Source organism: Tardiphaga robiniae (assembly GCF_013359755.1).
GTDB classification, from domain to species: domain Bacteria; phylum Pseudomonadota; class Alphaproteobacteria; order Rhizobiales; family Xanthobacteraceae; genus Tardiphaga; species Tardiphaga robiniae.
Map to the genome: position 1 here is coordinate 57,557 of NZ_JABMCJ010000091.1, position 13,253 is coordinate 70,809.

Annotated in this window: 14 protein-coding genes; 8 read left to right on the plus strand and 6 right to left on the minus strand. The window is 62.6% G+C overall.

Features of this window, described 5'->3' with window-relative positions:
- Positions 1 to 222: 222 nt before the first annotated feature.
- Together clpS and clpA are read left to right on the plus strand one after the other, a co-directional pair.
- Positions 223 to 555: an ATP-dependent Clp protease adapter ClpS gene (clpS, locus tag HP556_RS21340; RefSeq protein WP_068734422.1), complete on the plus strand. Its 333-nt coding sequence runs from the start codon at positions 223 to 225 to the stop codon at positions 553 to 555.
- Between the two features lie 252 nt (positions 556 to 807).
- Complete coding sequence (gene clpA, locus HP556_RS21345) at positions 808 to 3,207, plus strand: ATP-dependent Clp protease ATP-binding subunit ClpA (protein WP_089263729.1); 2,400 nt, start codon at positions 808 to 810, stop codon at positions 3,205 to 3,207.
- Between the two features lie 213 nt (positions 3,208 to 3,420).
- Here clpA and HP556_RS21350 read toward each other — a convergent pair whose 3' ends face one another.
- On the minus strand, positions 3,421 to 3,771 hold the full coding sequence (locus HP556_RS21350; RefSeq protein ID WP_175368448.1) for a PilZ domain-containing protein: 351 nt from the start codon (positions 3,769 to 3,771) through the stop codon (positions 3,421 to 3,423).
- Positions 3,772 to 3,905: 134 nt separating this feature from the next.
- A complete protein-coding gene (locus HP556_RS21355; protein ID WP_175368449.1) occupies positions 3,906 to 4,841 on the minus strand; it encodes a glycine/sarcosine/betaine reductase selenoprotein B family protein in 936 nt (311 codons plus the stop codon).
- Between the two features lie 213 nt (positions 4,842 to 5,054).
- On the opposite strand from HP556_RS21355, the gene HP556_RS21360 reads away from it, so the two are divergent.
- From HP556_RS21360 to tsaA, 5 genes are all read left to right on the plus strand, one after another.
- Positions 5,055 to 5,903 (plus strand): lytic transglycosylase domain-containing protein, encoded by an 849-nt coding sequence (locus tag HP556_RS21360; protein WP_246297853.1) that lies wholly within the window; start codon positions 5,055 to 5,057, stop codon positions 5,901 to 5,903.
- A gap of 91 nt (positions 5,904 to 5,994) precedes the next feature.
- A complete protein-coding gene (locus tag HP556_RS21365; protein WP_170849813.1) occupies positions 5,995 to 6,729 on the plus strand; it encodes an AzlC family ABC transporter permease in 735 nt (244 codons plus the stop codon).
- Positions 6,726 to 7,070 (plus strand): AzlD domain-containing protein, encoded by a 345-nt coding sequence (locus HP556_RS21370; RefSeq protein ID WP_068734408.1) that lies wholly within the window; start codon positions 6,726 to 6,728, stop codon positions 7,068 to 7,070. The genes HP556_RS21365 and HP556_RS21370 overlap by 4 nt, the downstream gene beginning before the upstream one ends.
- A gap of 90 nt (positions 7,071 to 7,160) precedes the next feature.
- Complete coding sequence (locus tag HP556_RS21375; protein WP_175368451.1) at positions 7,161 to 8,141, plus strand: Bug family tripartite tricarboxylate transporter substrate binding protein; 981 nt, start codon at positions 7,161 to 7,163, stop codon at positions 8,139 to 8,141.
- Positions 8,142 to 8,167: 26 nt separating this feature from the next.
- The gene (gene tsaA, locus HP556_RS21380; protein ID WP_175368452.1) at positions 8,168 to 8,659 is read left to right on the plus strand and encodes a tRNA (N6-threonylcarbamoyladenosine(37)-N6)-methyltransferase TrmO; all 492 of its coding nucleotides are present in this window, start codon (positions 8,168 to 8,170) and stop codon (positions 8,657 to 8,659) included.
- Positions 8,660 to 8,886: 227 nt separating this feature from the next.
- Here tsaA and HP556_RS21385 read toward each other — a convergent pair whose 3' ends face one another.
- The 4 genes from HP556_RS21385 to HP556_RS21400 all read right to left on the minus strand — a co-directional run bounded on the left by HP556_RS21385 (position 8,887) and on the right by HP556_RS21400 (position 12,061).
- Positions 8,887 to 9,315, minus strand: coding sequence for an HIT family protein (locus tag HP556_RS21385; RefSeq protein WP_089263737.1), 429 nt, complete (start codon positions 9,313 to 9,315; stop codon positions 8,887 to 8,889).
- A gap of 71 nt (positions 9,316 to 9,386) precedes the next feature.
- A complete protein-coding gene (locus tag HP556_RS21390; protein WP_175368453.1) occupies positions 9,387 to 10,622 on the minus strand; it encodes a GNAT family N-acetyltransferase in 1,236 nt (411 codons plus the stop codon).
- 197 nt (positions 10,623 to 10,819) lie between these two features.
- Positions 10,820 to 11,566, minus strand: a complete 747-nt coding sequence (locus tag HP556_RS21395; RefSeq protein ID WP_175368454.1) for a glycerophosphodiester phosphodiesterase — start codon at positions 11,564 to 11,566, stop codon at positions 10,820 to 10,822.
- Between the two features lie 27 nt (positions 11,567 to 11,593).
- On the minus strand, positions 11,594 to 12,061 hold the full coding sequence (locus tag HP556_RS21400; RefSeq protein WP_120292021.1) for a RidA family protein: 468 nt from the start codon (positions 12,059 to 12,061) through the stop codon (positions 11,594 to 11,596).
- 251 nt (positions 12,062 to 12,312) lie between these two features.
- On the opposite strand from HP556_RS21400, the gene HP556_RS21405 reads away from it, so the two are divergent.
- A complete protein-coding gene (locus HP556_RS21405; RefSeq protein WP_175368455.1) occupies positions 12,313 to 13,188 on the plus strand; it encodes a cell envelope integrity EipB family protein in 876 nt (291 codons plus the stop codon).
- Positions 13,189 to 13,253 lie beyond the last annotated feature (65 nt).

Below are 13,253 nucleotides of genomic sequence, written 5' to 3' on the forward strand. Positions count from 1 at the left end.
AACGGACAGCGTCGCACCCATGCGGCGACCCGGGGCGCCTCTGTGCCCGAGGCGTCCGGCAGCACGTCGTGGCTGGGGACGCTGTCAATTCGGGGCTGGCCAATATCGGCTAGGGACTTTTATACAGGCGCTATGTTCCAGAAACCTTCGAAATTCATGCCTGACGGCATCCTGATGCCTGTGGCCGGCACCCTCGACGATCGCCGCCGGCGGCCGCGTGGCATGGCAGAGGACGACAACCGGTCCAATGCGCCCGGTGGGCCGGCCACCTCGGTCATCACCAAGGTCAAACCCAAGACCAAGCGTCCCAACCTGTATCGCGTGCTGATCCTCAACGACGATTACACGCCGATGGAATTCGTCGTGCATGTGCTGGAAAAGTTCTTCCAGAAGGACGCCGAGGCGGCGACGCAGATCATGCTCCACGTTCATCATCACGGGATCGGGGAATGCGGCGTTTTCACCTATGAGATCGCCGAAACCAAAGTGACGCAGGTGATGGATTTTGCGCGCAAGCACCAGCACCCTTTGCAATGCGTGATGGAAAAGAAGTAGCCTCGCGTGAATTCCCGGAAACTGGGAACGGGTCTTGCATTGAACTGATGTGAGTCGAACGCGGTCGTTCGGCTGCGTCAACAGCGCATGTGACAATGCGCTGGAATGAACAGACGTGCTCTGCGGACGCGTCACAACAAGCAGCGGGAACCAGCCTTTCACCACGATCAGACATCACTATATGTGAGAAAGGTTCTTGTTGCCTGACCCGGCAACGACGATCATGATGGTGGGGGCCAACGAGGACGCGGAATGCCAACTTTTTCTCAAAGCCTTGAACAATCGCTGCATCGGGCGCTCTCGATTGCGAACGAGCGGCACCACCAATATGCGACGCTGGAGCATCTCCTGCTGTCGCTGGTGGATGACAGCGACGCAGCGGCAGTGATGCGGGCGTGCAGCGTCGATCTCGACAAGTTGCGCGGCAGTCTGGTCAATTATCTCGAAACCGAATTCGAAAACCTGGTGACGGATGGCGCAGATGACGCCAAGCCGACCGCCGGTTTCCAGCGCGTGATCCAGCGCGCCGTCATTCATGTGCAGTCGTCGGGTCGCGAAGAAGTGACCGGCGCCAATGTGCTGATCGCGATCTTCGCCGAACGCGAAAGTCATGCCGCGTATTTCCTGCAGGAGCAGGACATGACGCGCTATGACGCAGTGAATTACATCAGCCACGGCATTGCCAAACGGCCGGGCGTTTCCGAGGCGCGGCCGGTGCGCGGCGTTGACGAAGAGACCGAGACCAAGAACGGCGACGACGCCAAGAAGAAGGGCGAGGCGCTCGATACCTATTGCGTCAACCTCAACAAGAAGGCGCGTGACGGCAAGATCGATCCGGTGATCGGGCGTACGGCCGAGATCAACCGCGCGATCCAGGTCCTGTGCCGTCGGCAGAAGAACAATCCGCTGTTCGTCGGCGAAGCCGGCGTCGGCAAGACGGCGATTGCCGAAGGTCTGGCCAAGCGCATCGTCGATAGCGATGTGCCGGAAGTGCTGTCCGCGGCCACCGTCTTCTCGCTGGACATGGGTACGTTGCTGGCCGGCACGCGCTATCGCGGCGACTTCGAGGAGCGCCTGAAGCAGGTGCTCAAGGAACTCGAAGCGCATCCGAATGCGATCCTGTTCATCGACGAAATCCATACGGTGATCGGCGCCGGCGCCACCTCGGGCGGCGCGATGGATGCCTCGAATCTGCTCAAGCCCGCGCTGGCTTCGGGTGCGATCCGTTGCATGGGCTCGACCACCTACAAGGAATATCGCCAGCACTTCGAGAAGGACCGCGCTCTGGTGCGCCGGTTCCAGAAGATCGACGTCAACGAACCGACCGTGGAAGACGCGATCTCGATCCTGAAGGGCCTCAAGCCGTATTTCGAGGACTATCACAAGCTCAAATACACCAACGAGGCCATCGAGGCCGCGGTGCAGCTGTCGTCGCGCTACATCCACGACCGCAAGCTGCCGGACAAGGCGATCGACGTGATCGACGAGTCGGGTGCGGCGCAGATGCTGGTGGCCGAGAGCAAGCGCAAGAAGACAATCGGCATCAAGGAAATCGAGACCACGATCGCGACCATGGCGCGAATCCCGCCCAAGAGCGTGTCGAAGGACGATGCCGAGGTGCTGCGGCATCTTGAGTCGACTTTGAAGCGCGTCGTGTTCGGTCAGGACAAGGCGATCGAAGCCTTGGCGGCATCGATCAAGCTGGCCCGTGCCGGCTTGCGCGAGCCGGAGAAGCCGATTGGCTCGTATCTGTTCTCGGGCCCGACCGGCGTCGGCAAGACCGAAGTGGCGAAGCAGCTGGCGTCGTCGCTGGGTGTCGAGCTTATTCGGTTCGACATGTCCGAATATATGGAGCGGCACACCGTGTCGCGCCTGATCGGCGCGCCTCCCGGCTATGTCGGCTTCGATCAGGGTGGTCTGCTGACCGATGGCGTGGACCAGCATCCGCATTGCGTGGTGCTGCTCGACGAAATCGAGAAGGCGCATCCGGATCTGTACAATGTGCTGCTGCAGGTGATGGATCACGGCCGGCTGACCGACCATAACGGCAAGCAGGTCTCGTTCCGCAACGTGATCCTGATCATGACGACCAATGCCGGCGCCGCCGACATGGCGCGTGCGGCCTTCGGCTTCACCCGCGGCAAGCGGGAAGGCGAGGATCAGGAGGCGATCAACCGGCAGTTCGCGCCGGAATTCCGCAACCGCCTCGATGCAGTCGTGTCCTTCGCACATCTGAATTCGGATGTGATCGGCATGGTGGTGGAGAAGTTCGTGCTGCAGCTGGAAGCCCAGCTCGCAGACCGCGACGTCACCATCGAACTGTCCGATCCCGCCAAGGCCTGGCTGATCCAGCACGGCTATGACGAGCAGATGGGTGCGCGCCCGATGGGCCGCGTGATCCAGGAGCACATCAAGAAGCCGCTGGCCGACGAACTGCTGTTCGGCAAGCTCAAGAATGGCGGCCATGTCCGCGTCATCCTGAAGAAGGACGAGGCGGTGCTCGGTGTCGAGCAGGAAAGCATCGGCTTCGAATTCGTCGATGGTCCCGTGACGCCGAAGCCGGAGAAGCTGCCGGCCAAGCGCGGCGCGGCGAAGAAGCCGAAGTCGGGCAAGGGCTCGGGTTCGGCCAAGGGACCGCTGGAGAAGGCGTAAGCCATCGGGCGATTGAACAAATGAAAGCGGCCGGTGAGAGATCACCGGCCGTTTTTGTTTTGGGGGATACGCTCTCTGTCCTCATGGTGAGGAGGCGCCTCTTCGGCGCCGTCTCGAACCATGAATGCATATGCACCCATCCTTCGAGACGCGCGCAAGCGCGCTCCTCAGGATGAGGGCTGAGTTTGCGGTTTTGTTATTTGGCCAAACGCCTTACTGCCCCAGCAGTTTCTGAATCTGCTTTTGCAATTCGCGCTTTTTCTTCTCGCTCTTGCGCAGGCGCTCTTCGATGTCGGAGCTTTCCTTGCCCTCTACCGGCGGATCGGTGAAGGCGACGCCCACGATGTTGTCGCGCCACCAGACGATCCTGGCGAGGAACGAACGGCCCTTTCGCGCGATGTTGAGTGTCAGCTCATCCTTCGGCAGCCGCGCGCCGCTGCCAAATTCGATGCGGGCGCCGTCTTCGGAAATGTCGCGCACGACACATTCCTTGGCCTTCTGGTCCTTGGACGCGACGGCACCGTAGATCACCTTGTCTCTGACGTTCTTGCGCCGCTCGTCCATGTCCTGAGGCCCCCTGAGGTTACAGGCGGGGACTGTACGCAGTTCCATCCGGCGGGGAAGGCTCTCGCGCGGATTGAGCGGATTTAACGTAAACCAAAGTTAAGGGCGATCGCCGAAAGACGGGGTGATCGGCCTCAGGCCGTCGTTTCGCGCAGTCCCCGGGCAATGTCTTTCTGCTTGTCGAATTCGGCCCGGCGGCGCGCCAGTTCCTCGGCGCTGAGCAGAGCGACATTGTTGTAGTCGCGCTTCCAGACGGCATCCCTGGCCCAGCGCTGCGGCGACTGCAGGGTGGTCTGCGGACCCACGGCGGATTCCAGCAGGCGCAGGGCCAATTCCAGGGTTTGCGCCTGCGAGGCCTTGTCATGCGGCTTGCCGGCGGAATTGCCTAGGGGGAAGTCGCTGAACAGAAAACGGGGCACGGCAGCGTGTTCGACAATGTCCTTGGCGCAGCCCGTTACCACGGTGGCAATGCCATTGGCCTCCAGCTCGCGGGCGACGAGACTGATGGTCTGGTGGCAGACCGGGCAATTCGGCACCAGGACGGCGACATCGACACCATCGGCTTTGGCGCGCTTGACGATCTCCGGCGCGTCGGTCTCAAGGGTCACGCGATGGCTGCGATTGGTCGGTGCGCCATAGAACCGCGGCGCGACACTGCCGATGCGGCCGGATGCGGCGAGTTCACGCAGCGCGGGCAGTGGAAACCAGGTGCCGCTGTCGTCCGCCCTCGTGTGCACGCGATCATAGGCGATGTGCGAGATGCGCAGGTCATGATCGACCGACGTATCGCCGTCATAGACCTGATAGAACTTGGCGCCGCCGTTATAGAGCGCGCCTGGACCCTGATCGCCCTTGGCGGGATCGAAGGGGGCTGCGGTGGTGACGATGGCGACGCGTGACTGCGCCAGCGGCTTCTTCAGCGGCTGGAACGGCGCGTCGACGTGATGGGCCCAGCGATAGGGAACGTCGTAGCCGATCGCCTGATAATAGGCGCGGGTGCGGGCCATATACTGGATCGGAACATCGTCGTCGCTGGCAAAGCCGGATGTGTCGTCGCGCGCCTCGGCCATTGTTTGCACTCCCGCTTTTGCCGTCTTTCATTCATAGCTAGCTGCTGGGGTCCCGCTGTCAAGGCGCGGGGAATCCGCGCGGGATCAGGCATGGCGTTCGGAAGCATCATCGGCCGGATAATTTGCCTCGCGGCGCTGTTGCTTGCGCCGGTCGCAGGCGTGCGCGCCGAGGAGCTTCCGGTCAGCGAATTGGCGAAGCCGGGTGCAGACCGGATGCTGTCAATGACGGCTCCGGAGAAGCCCAATCTGGCGCGGGACAGCGGCGCCCGCGAGTCGATGTGTCTGATGATCGAGTCCGCAGCGCGGGCCAACGACCTGCCGCTGGAATTCTTTGCCCGCGTGATCTGGCAGGAGAGCCGGTTTCAGCCCGATGCCGTGGGTCCCGTGACGCGCAATGGCCAGCGCGCACAGGGCATCGCGCAATTCATGCCGGGCACGGCCAATGAGCGGCGTCTGCTCGATCCGTTCGATCCGGTGCAGGCGCTGCCGAAATCGGCAGAGTTTCTCAGCGAGCTGCGCAACCAGTTCGGCAATCTCGGCCTCGCGGCTGCGGCCTATAATGCAGGACCGCGCCGCGTACAGGACTGGCTCGACGGCAAGGGATACATGCCCGGCGAGACCCGCAACTATGTCTCCGCGATCACCGGCGCGACGGTGGAGGACTGGCAGGCTGCGGGCCGCAACGGCAAGACGCCGCCGCGTGCCGCGACGTCGAACTGCCGCGAGCTGATGGCACTACTGCAGCGCGCGCCCAATCCCTTCGTCACGCAACTGGAAGCGCGCGTGAAGCTCGGCGAAGCACGGCCATGGGGTGTGCAACTGGCGGCAGGCTTCAATCGTGATCGTGCCTTGATGTCCTATGCACGCGTGATGCTGCGCTTGCGCACGGTGGTCGGCGAACGCGATCCCAACCTGCTGAGTTCGCTGTTCCGAAGCCGCGGCACGCGAACCTTCTACCAGGTGAGGATCGGGACCGACACGCGTGACGAGGCCAACGATCTCTGCGGCAAGATCCGCCGGGCCGGGCAAGGCTGCCTGGTGCTGCGCAACGGCAGAGCGTGACTGCTGGCACCCTATGCATTGGCGCCTCTTGACGCCGGCGGCTTTCGGCAGCCTATGACAGGCCGGATCAACCAAGAAGAAACAAACACACGTGTCGCTTCCTGCACTGGATTCACCGAGATGGCAGGGCAGTGCGGCGGCCTTCCTTTACGGCATGCGGTCGATCACCACGACCATCCTGACGCTGGTCTTGTTCGCAACCTATATCGGCATCGGCGCGCTGGCCCATGACACGCATTTCAGCCTGTTCTGGGCGTTGGCAAGTACGTTGTTCGTCTGGGCCGGTCCCGCACAGATTATTCTTCTCGTCGCGCTCGGCTCCGGCGCCACAGTGATCCAGGCGGCGCTCGCGGTGACCGTAAGTGCGATCCGTCTGTTTCCAATGGTGGTGTCGGTGCTGCCGATGCTGCGCATGCCGGATACCAAAAAGCGACAACTGATCCTGCCATCGCACTTCATCGCAGTGACGCTCTGGGTCGAGTGTTTCCGGTTGATGCCGCTGGTCCCGCGTGAGCGACGCATCGCCTTCGTCAACGGCCTCGGCCTCGGACTTGTGTTGTCGTCGCTGACCGCGACCTTCATCGGCTATCACCTCGCGGCGAATCTGCCGCCGCTGTTCGGCGCGGCGATCCTGTTGCTGACGCCGCTGGCGTTTCTGCTGTCGACGGCGCGCAACTGCAAGCAGCTCGCCGATATCGTGGCGCTCGTGCTCGGTCTCGCGCTGTTTCCTGTCGTGTCGCTCTTCAACACCGGCGTCGATATTCTGATCTCCGGCGTCTCGGCCGGGACGATCGCCTATGGCGTGCATCGCTGGAGGCGGCGGTGAGCGACTTCATCGGCGACTGGCATGCGTTGCTCGTACTGCTGCTGGCGGGTTTCCTGCCCAATGAAGTCTGGCGCATGCTTGGCCTGTGGCTCGGCGGTGGTGTCGATGAAGAGTCCGAGATATTGGTCTGGGTGAGGGCGGTGGCCACCGCGATCCTCGCCGGCGTCATCGCGCAAATTCTGGTCGTGCCGCCCGGCGCACTCGCGAGTATTCCGCCGCCGCTGCGCTATGGTGCGGTCGCTGTCGGTCTCGTCGTCTTCGTCGCTTTCAGGCGCTCGATCTTTCTCGGCGTCGCATGCGGCGAGCTCGTGATGGTCACCGGCAAATACATCCTCGGTTGATAGACGACAGCGTTAGGCTGTATCGGCCTTGTATGACTGCGTGAACGCGATAGTCTCCGCTCAACTTAAAAATAGGGGTTGGGAGACGATATGAGATTGCGCGCAAGTTCTGCCTTGATAACCGTCATCGCTGCGCTGGGTTTTGCCGCGCCGCTCGCCCGTGCGGCGGAATATCCGACGCGCACGATCAAGCTCGTGGTGCCCTATGCAGCCGGCGGGCCGACCGACGTGCTCGCGCGTCTCGTGGCGGATTATCTCGGCCGCGACCTCAAGCAAGCGACGATCGTCGAGAACAAGCCGGGCGCGCAGGGCGCCATCGCCGCCGAAATGGTGACGCGTGCAGAGCCCGATGGCTACACGCTGTTTGTCACGGCCGCGTCCATCATGGTGCTCAATCCGCTGCTCTACAAAAAGCTGTCCTACGATCCGCAGAAAGATCTGCGGATGCTGACGGTGGTGACCGATCTGCCCGTCGTGATGGAAGTGCATCCGTCCGTGCCGGCCAAGACGGTGAAGGAATTCGTGGCCTACGCGAAGGCCAATCCGGGCAAGCTGAATTTCGGCTCGGCCGGCACCGGTGGCACGATTCACCTGGCTGGCGAGATGTTCAAGCAGATCGCCGGCGTCGAGATGACCCATGTGCCTTACAAGGGCGCCGGGCCGGCGCTGACCGATCTCCTCTCCGGTAATATCCAGGTGATGTTCGATACGCTCTCCACGGCGCTCCCGCCCGTGAAGGCCGGGTTGTTGCGGCCGCTCGGTGTCAGCTCCAAGGAGCGCAGTCCCGATCTGCCTGACGTGCCCACCGTCATCGAGAGCGGATATCCGGACTATCAGGTCGGCGTCTGGTTCGGTCTGGCGGGATCATCGAAACTGCCGGACGATGTCGTCAAGACCGTAATGGCCAGCATGGACCGCGCCCTGAACGACACTACGTTCCGCGCATCGCTGGAAAAAATCGGCTTCCCCGTACTGCGGCCGAAGACGGTCAGGGAGATCAACGAATTCGTTGACGAAGACCGGGCACGGTGGTCGAAGGTGATCAAGGCGCAGAATATCTCGCTGGATTGATCGACAGGATGCAAAAACGGTGACCAATGGTTCGTGAAAGTGAAATCCGCGCCGGCGAACTCGCCGTCGATGCACCGAAGCCGAACCATGCGGGCCTCGTCTATATCGGGCGCATCCGCACGCCCTGGACGTCGCGGCTGGAAACGCCGCGGCAGGGCCGCCATGACGGCCCGGTGTGCCGGCTCGAGATCTTCGAGCCGTGGGTGCCGGGGCTGAAGGACCTCGACCTCTACAAGCATCTCGAAGTGATCTACTGGCTGCATCTGTCGCGCCGCGACCTCGTACTGCAGAGCCCCAAGAATGACGGCAATGCGCGCGGCATCTTCTCGCTGCGCACGCCGGTGCGGCCAAACCCGCTGGGCACATCCATGGTGAGGCTGGTGGGGATCGAAGGATCGACCGTGCTGGTGCGCGGGCTGGATTGTCTGGATGAGACGCCGTTGCTGGATGTGAAGCCTGATCGCTGCGAGTTCACACCGCTGGCGCCGCCGCAGCCGGGGGACTTTCAGACGGAGTAGGGGACTTAACCTCTCCCCGCTCTTTGCGGGGAGAGGTCGCCGCGTCTTCGCGGCGGGTGAGGGGCTGTGCACGACGTTGACGCGAGTAAACGCTCTCGGGTCGGTAATTTGAAGCCGCAGGCAGCGATCCGATAGATCACCATTGCGATTGGCTGTGTGCCTTGCCCCTCACCCCACCCCTCTCCCCGCGCAGAGCGGGGAGAGGGAGCGCACGGCCGGTGCGTAGCCTACAGCGCTGCCAGTGCCGCGATCAGTTTCGTCGCGTTGTCTTCCAGCACTTTCGGGTCTTCCTTGCGCGATGCCGGCGGCAGCAGGCCGACATTGTCGTGGCGGGGCATCACATGCATGTGCAGGTGAAACACCACCTGGCCGCCGGCGGCCTCGGAATATTGTGCGACAGTCATGCCGTCGGCCTTGAAGGCCTGTTTGCAGGCAGCGGCGATCTTGTGGGCGGCGCGGATCACATGGGCGTAATCGTCCGGCGTGATGTCGAAGATATTGCGCGCAGGCGCCTTGGGGATCACCAGCGTATGGCCGGGGGAGCGCGGCATGATGTCGAGGAACGCCAGCACGTGGTCGTTCTCATAGACCTTGTAGCAGGGGAATTCGCCGCGCAGGATCTTGGCGAAGATGTTGTTCGGGTCATACGCGGTCATGGAATCCTCCGGAGAATTTCGGCGCAAATTTGGGCGACTGTCGCCGCCAGAGGGGAGCCGGTCAAGACGGCTTAATCCTGCTCGTCGCCCTTCCTGAAGGGGCCGGCTTCGGTCAATTCGCGGACAGCCTCCGCGACATATTCGCGCTCGCGCTTGAGATATTCGCCGACGGCCTGACGCAGTCCGCGATCGGCGATGTAATGCGCCGAATAGGTGGTTTGCGGCAGATAGCCCCGTGCGATCTTGTGTTCGCCCTGGGCGCCAGCCTCCACGGTCTTCAACCCGCGGCGGATGGCGAAGTCGATGGCCTGATAGTAGCAGACCTCGAAATGCAGGAACGGGTGATGCTCGATGGCGCCCCAGTGGCGGCCGAACAGCGTGTTCGAACCAATGAAATTGATGGCGCCGGCGATCCACTTGCCATCGCGCCTGGCCATGATCAGCGCGACGTCATTGCTCATGCTCTCGGCGATCAGCGCATAGAACTCACGCGTGAGATAGGGGCGTCCCCATTTGCGCGAGCCGGTCTCCATATAGAAGGCGAAGAACGCGTCCCACGCATCCTCGGTGATCTCGCTGCCGGTGAGGGGATGGATGGTGATGCCATTGGCCAGCGCATCGCGGCGCTCGCGCTTGATCGCCTTGCGATGGCGCGAATTCAGCGTCGCCAGGAAATCGTCGAAGGTGCCGTAGCCGTCATTGCGGAAATGAAACTGCTGGTCGGTCCGCTGCAGGAAGCCGCGTGCGGCGAGAAATTGCCATTCGCTCTCGCGCGCGAAAGTGATATGGACGGACGATGCATCGGTGGCCTCGCAGAGACCGACGAGGCCGCCGGCCAGCGCCGCGCCGACGCGTTCCACATCGACGCCGTCGCGGATCAACAGGCGCGGGCCGGTGGCGGGCGTGAACGGAACCGAGGCCTGCAGCTTCGGGTAATATTGCCCGCCGGCGCGCTCATAGGCATCGGCCCAGCCGCGGTCGAAAACGTATTCGCCCTGCGAGTGCGACTTCAGATAGCAGGGCACGACACCGACGATGCGGCCCTCGCTCTTGGCGATCAGATGTCGCGGTCCCCAGCCGGTGCGGGCGCAGGCCGAGTTCGATTTTTCGACAGCCGTGAAAAAGGCGTGGGACACGAACGGGTTGTAAGTGGGCTTCGAGGCGCAACCATTGGCCGCCGGGGCCAGCGTATCGAGGCTCTCAATGCCACCGAGATCGGCATGACCGGTGGCGCAGGCATCCCAGTCCGTGGCCGGAATCTGGCTGATGGACGCCACTGCTTCGAGCGTAATTTCCGATGACGTCATCAATCACTTGAACCGGTCATATGCGATCAACCGTCGCGGTGACCGCTCCTAAGATTGTGCATCGCGCCGGACACTTCAAGACCCACTCCGTCATGCCCGGGTTTGTCCCGGGCATCCACGTCTTGGTCACAAGCGCCGTAAGCAAGAGAGGCGTGGATGGCCGGGACAAGCCCGGCCATGACGGCGTTCTTTTCAATTTACGGCACAAAGCCCTCGAAGGTCATCTGGTCGGCATGGCGGGCGGTGACGGCACGCTGTTTCGGCGTGCGCACGGTCCAGGTCAGGAGCGCGCAGCCGAACAGGTTGCGGGCGATCCAGGGCGCTGGGGCCGGCAGTTCCTTGACCCAATAGGAGACGAAATGCGGGCGGGTGCGGAAGGCGTGGCGGAGATGGCGCATGCCGTCGCGCTGGGCTGGCGTCAGTGTCAGCCACTCGCCGTCGTCATAGGTGCGCTGGGCGGTGATGCCGCGCGGAATCTCGGGGGCGATCTCGCGCATCGCGAGAACCTGATCGGGATCGAACGACATCCAGGCAACCGGCCCGCGATAGGTTTTGAGAATCTCGGCGACGCGGGTGACCAGTTTGCGGTCGCCGTCGAAATGGCTCTTGATCTCGATCACGAGCCCGACGCGGCCATCGATCAGAGCGAGCAGATCGCCGAGCGTCATCATGCGCTCCGGCGTGTCCTTGAAGGCAATTTTCTTGAGTTCGGTGGAGGTCTTCGCGCGCAAGGGGCCGGAGCCCTCGGTCAGGCGGCCGAGTTCATCGTCATGATGCACCATCGCCTCGCCGTCGGCGGTGAGCTGCACATCGGTCTCGATGCTGAAATTGCCTGATATGGCGGCGTGCATGGCGCCGGGCATGTTCTCGACAATGCCGCGGGCAGGGTCGTGCAGGCCACGATGCGCGACCGGCCGGGCGATGAGCCAGTCAGGTGCGCGCATCGGGATTGTCCTTGAATGCGTCCTGGATCAGATGACTTCGAACACTGCATCGACCTCGACCGCGCAATCGGCGGGCAGCGAGGCGACACCGACAGCGGCGCGGGAATGGCGGCCCTTGTCGCCGAAGGCTGCGACCATCAGATCCGAGGCGCCGTTGATGACGGTCGGTGCGTCGATGAAATCCGGCGTCGAATTGACGAAGCCGCCGAGGCGGACGACGCGTGCAACCTTGTCGAGATCGCCGAGGGCAGCCTTGACCTGAGCGAGCAGGTTGATCGCGCAAACGCGGGCGGCATTGACGCCCTGTTCGATGGTCACGCTGGCGCCGAGCTTGCCCTTGGCGATCAGCTGGCCGTTCGCGTCCTTGCAGATCTGACCGGAGACGAACAGCAGATTACCCGTGCGGACGAAGCCGACATAATTCGCCACGGGGCTGATGGGCTCGTGAAGCTTGACCCCCAGATCCGCAAGTTTCTGCTCGACAGTGCCTGCCATTATGATTCCCCAAATGATTGATGAAGTGCCCGAACAAAACTCCCCAAAGGGTTCAGGCACCGTCTGTTTCACCCATACCGCGTCGCCGCGCAAGTGACGATCCGGCGACGCCGGGCCGCCCCGCAATAGTGCGGTTCTGGCAAGATTTGCTGCAGAATGTGGCATTTGCGCAGTGCGAATCCGGCGCGGCCGTAGTTGCGACGCAATAGGACGCTCTCTATTGTTGTAGTTCCAGAATCCAGGGAAAACCCATGCGCCGCATTTCCTCCGTTTCGCGATTCCAGGCTGCCTCGCTGGCACTGACCATGGCGGCCTTTGCGGCGCCGGTGTCGGCATTCGCGGCTCCGCCTGCTGCGGGCACGCCGTTCGTGGCGCATCAGGCGCTGTATGAGCTGAAGCTGTTGAAGTCGCGCGGCAATGCCAGCGTCAACAGCGCCAGCGGCCGCATCCTCTATAATTTTACCGGCAGTGCCTGCGAAGGCTACACGTCGGATTTCCGTCAGGTTTCGGAGCTGAACAGCGGCGAGGACAAGACCACGCTGAGCGATCTGCGCTCTACCAGCTGGGAAGCCGGCGATGGCAAGAGCTATCGCTTCAAGATCGACACCCGCATGAATGATGGCGATGCCAGCGCCGTCGATGGCATGGCGGAGCGGGAGGGCGATCACGTCACCGTTAAGCTCAAGCAGCCGGTGGCCAAGACCTTCACGCTGGAGGGCTCCACCGTATTTCCGACCGAGCAGATCCACCGCATCATCGCCGCCGCACGCGAAGGCAAGTCGGTGCTGGAACTGAATGTCTATGACGGGTCGGATACCGGCGAGAAAGTCTACAGCACGCTCACGGTGATCGGGCAGGCGATCCCGGGGGATCGCAAGGTCAACGAGCCAGATCCTTCGACGGGCGATGACGGCATGAAAAAGCTGACCCGCTGGCCGGTCACCGTCAGCTATTACGACAAATCGGCCAAATCCTCCGACGGCGGCGAGCAGACACCGGTCTATGCGATGTCGTTCGAACTCTATGAGAACGGCGTCTCGCGGTCGCTGATGCTGGACTACAATGACTTCGTCATCGGCGGCGCCATGAGCAAGTTCAATGTGAAGGACAGCAAGCCTTGTAAGTGAGGGGAGCTGTTCGCCCCATCTCTCGACTGTCATCCCCGCCTAGTGCGCCTTCGGCGCACGAGGGG

Bases quoted from the DNA above. Each gene is read 5' to 3' on its own strand.
- clpS (WP_068734422.1), top strand. From the start codon at position 223: ATGGCAGAGGACGACAACCGGTCCAATGCGCCCGGTGGGCCGGCCACC.
- clpA (WP_089263729.1), top strand. From the start codon at position 808: ATGCCAACTTTTTCTCAAAGCCTTGAACAATCGCTGCATCGGGCGCTC.
- HP556_RS21350 (WP_175368448.1), bottom strand. From the start codon at position 3,771: ATGGACGAGCGGCGCAAGAACGTCAGAGACAAGGTGATCTACGGTGCC.
- HP556_RS21355 (WP_175368449.1), bottom strand. From the start codon at position 4,841: ATGGCCGAGGCGCGCGACGACACATCCGGCTTTGCCAGCGACGACGAT.
- HP556_RS21360 (WP_246297853.1), top strand. From the start codon at position 5,055: ATGCTGTCAATGACGGCTCCGGAGAAGCCCAATCTGGCGCGGGACAGC.
- HP556_RS21375 (WP_175368451.1), top strand. From the start codon at position 7,161: ATGAGATTGCGCGCAAGTTCTGCCTTGATAACCGTCATCGCTGCGCTG.
- tsaA (WP_175368452.1), top strand. From the start codon at position 8,168: ATGGTTCGTGAAAGTGAAATCCGCGCCGGCGAACTCGCCGTCGATGCA.
- HP556_RS21385 (WP_089263737.1), bottom strand. From the start codon at position 9,315: ATGACCGCGTATGACCCGAACAACATCTTCGCCAAGATCCTGCGCGGC.
- HP556_RS21390 (WP_175368453.1), bottom strand. From the start codon at position 10,622: ATGACGTCATCGGAAATTACGCTCGAAGCAGTGGCGTCCATCAGCCAG.
- HP556_RS21395 (WP_175368454.1), bottom strand. From the start codon at position 11,566: ATGCGCGCACCTGACTGGCTCATCGCCCGGCCGGTCGCGCATCGTGGC.
- HP556_RS21400 (WP_120292021.1), bottom strand. From the start codon at position 12,061: ATGGCAGGCACTGTCGAGCAGAAACTTGCGGATCTGGGGGTCAAGCTT.
- HP556_RS21405 (WP_175368455.1), top strand. From the start codon at position 12,313: ATGCGCCGCATTTCCTCCGTTTCGCGATTCCAGGCTGCCTCGCTGGCA.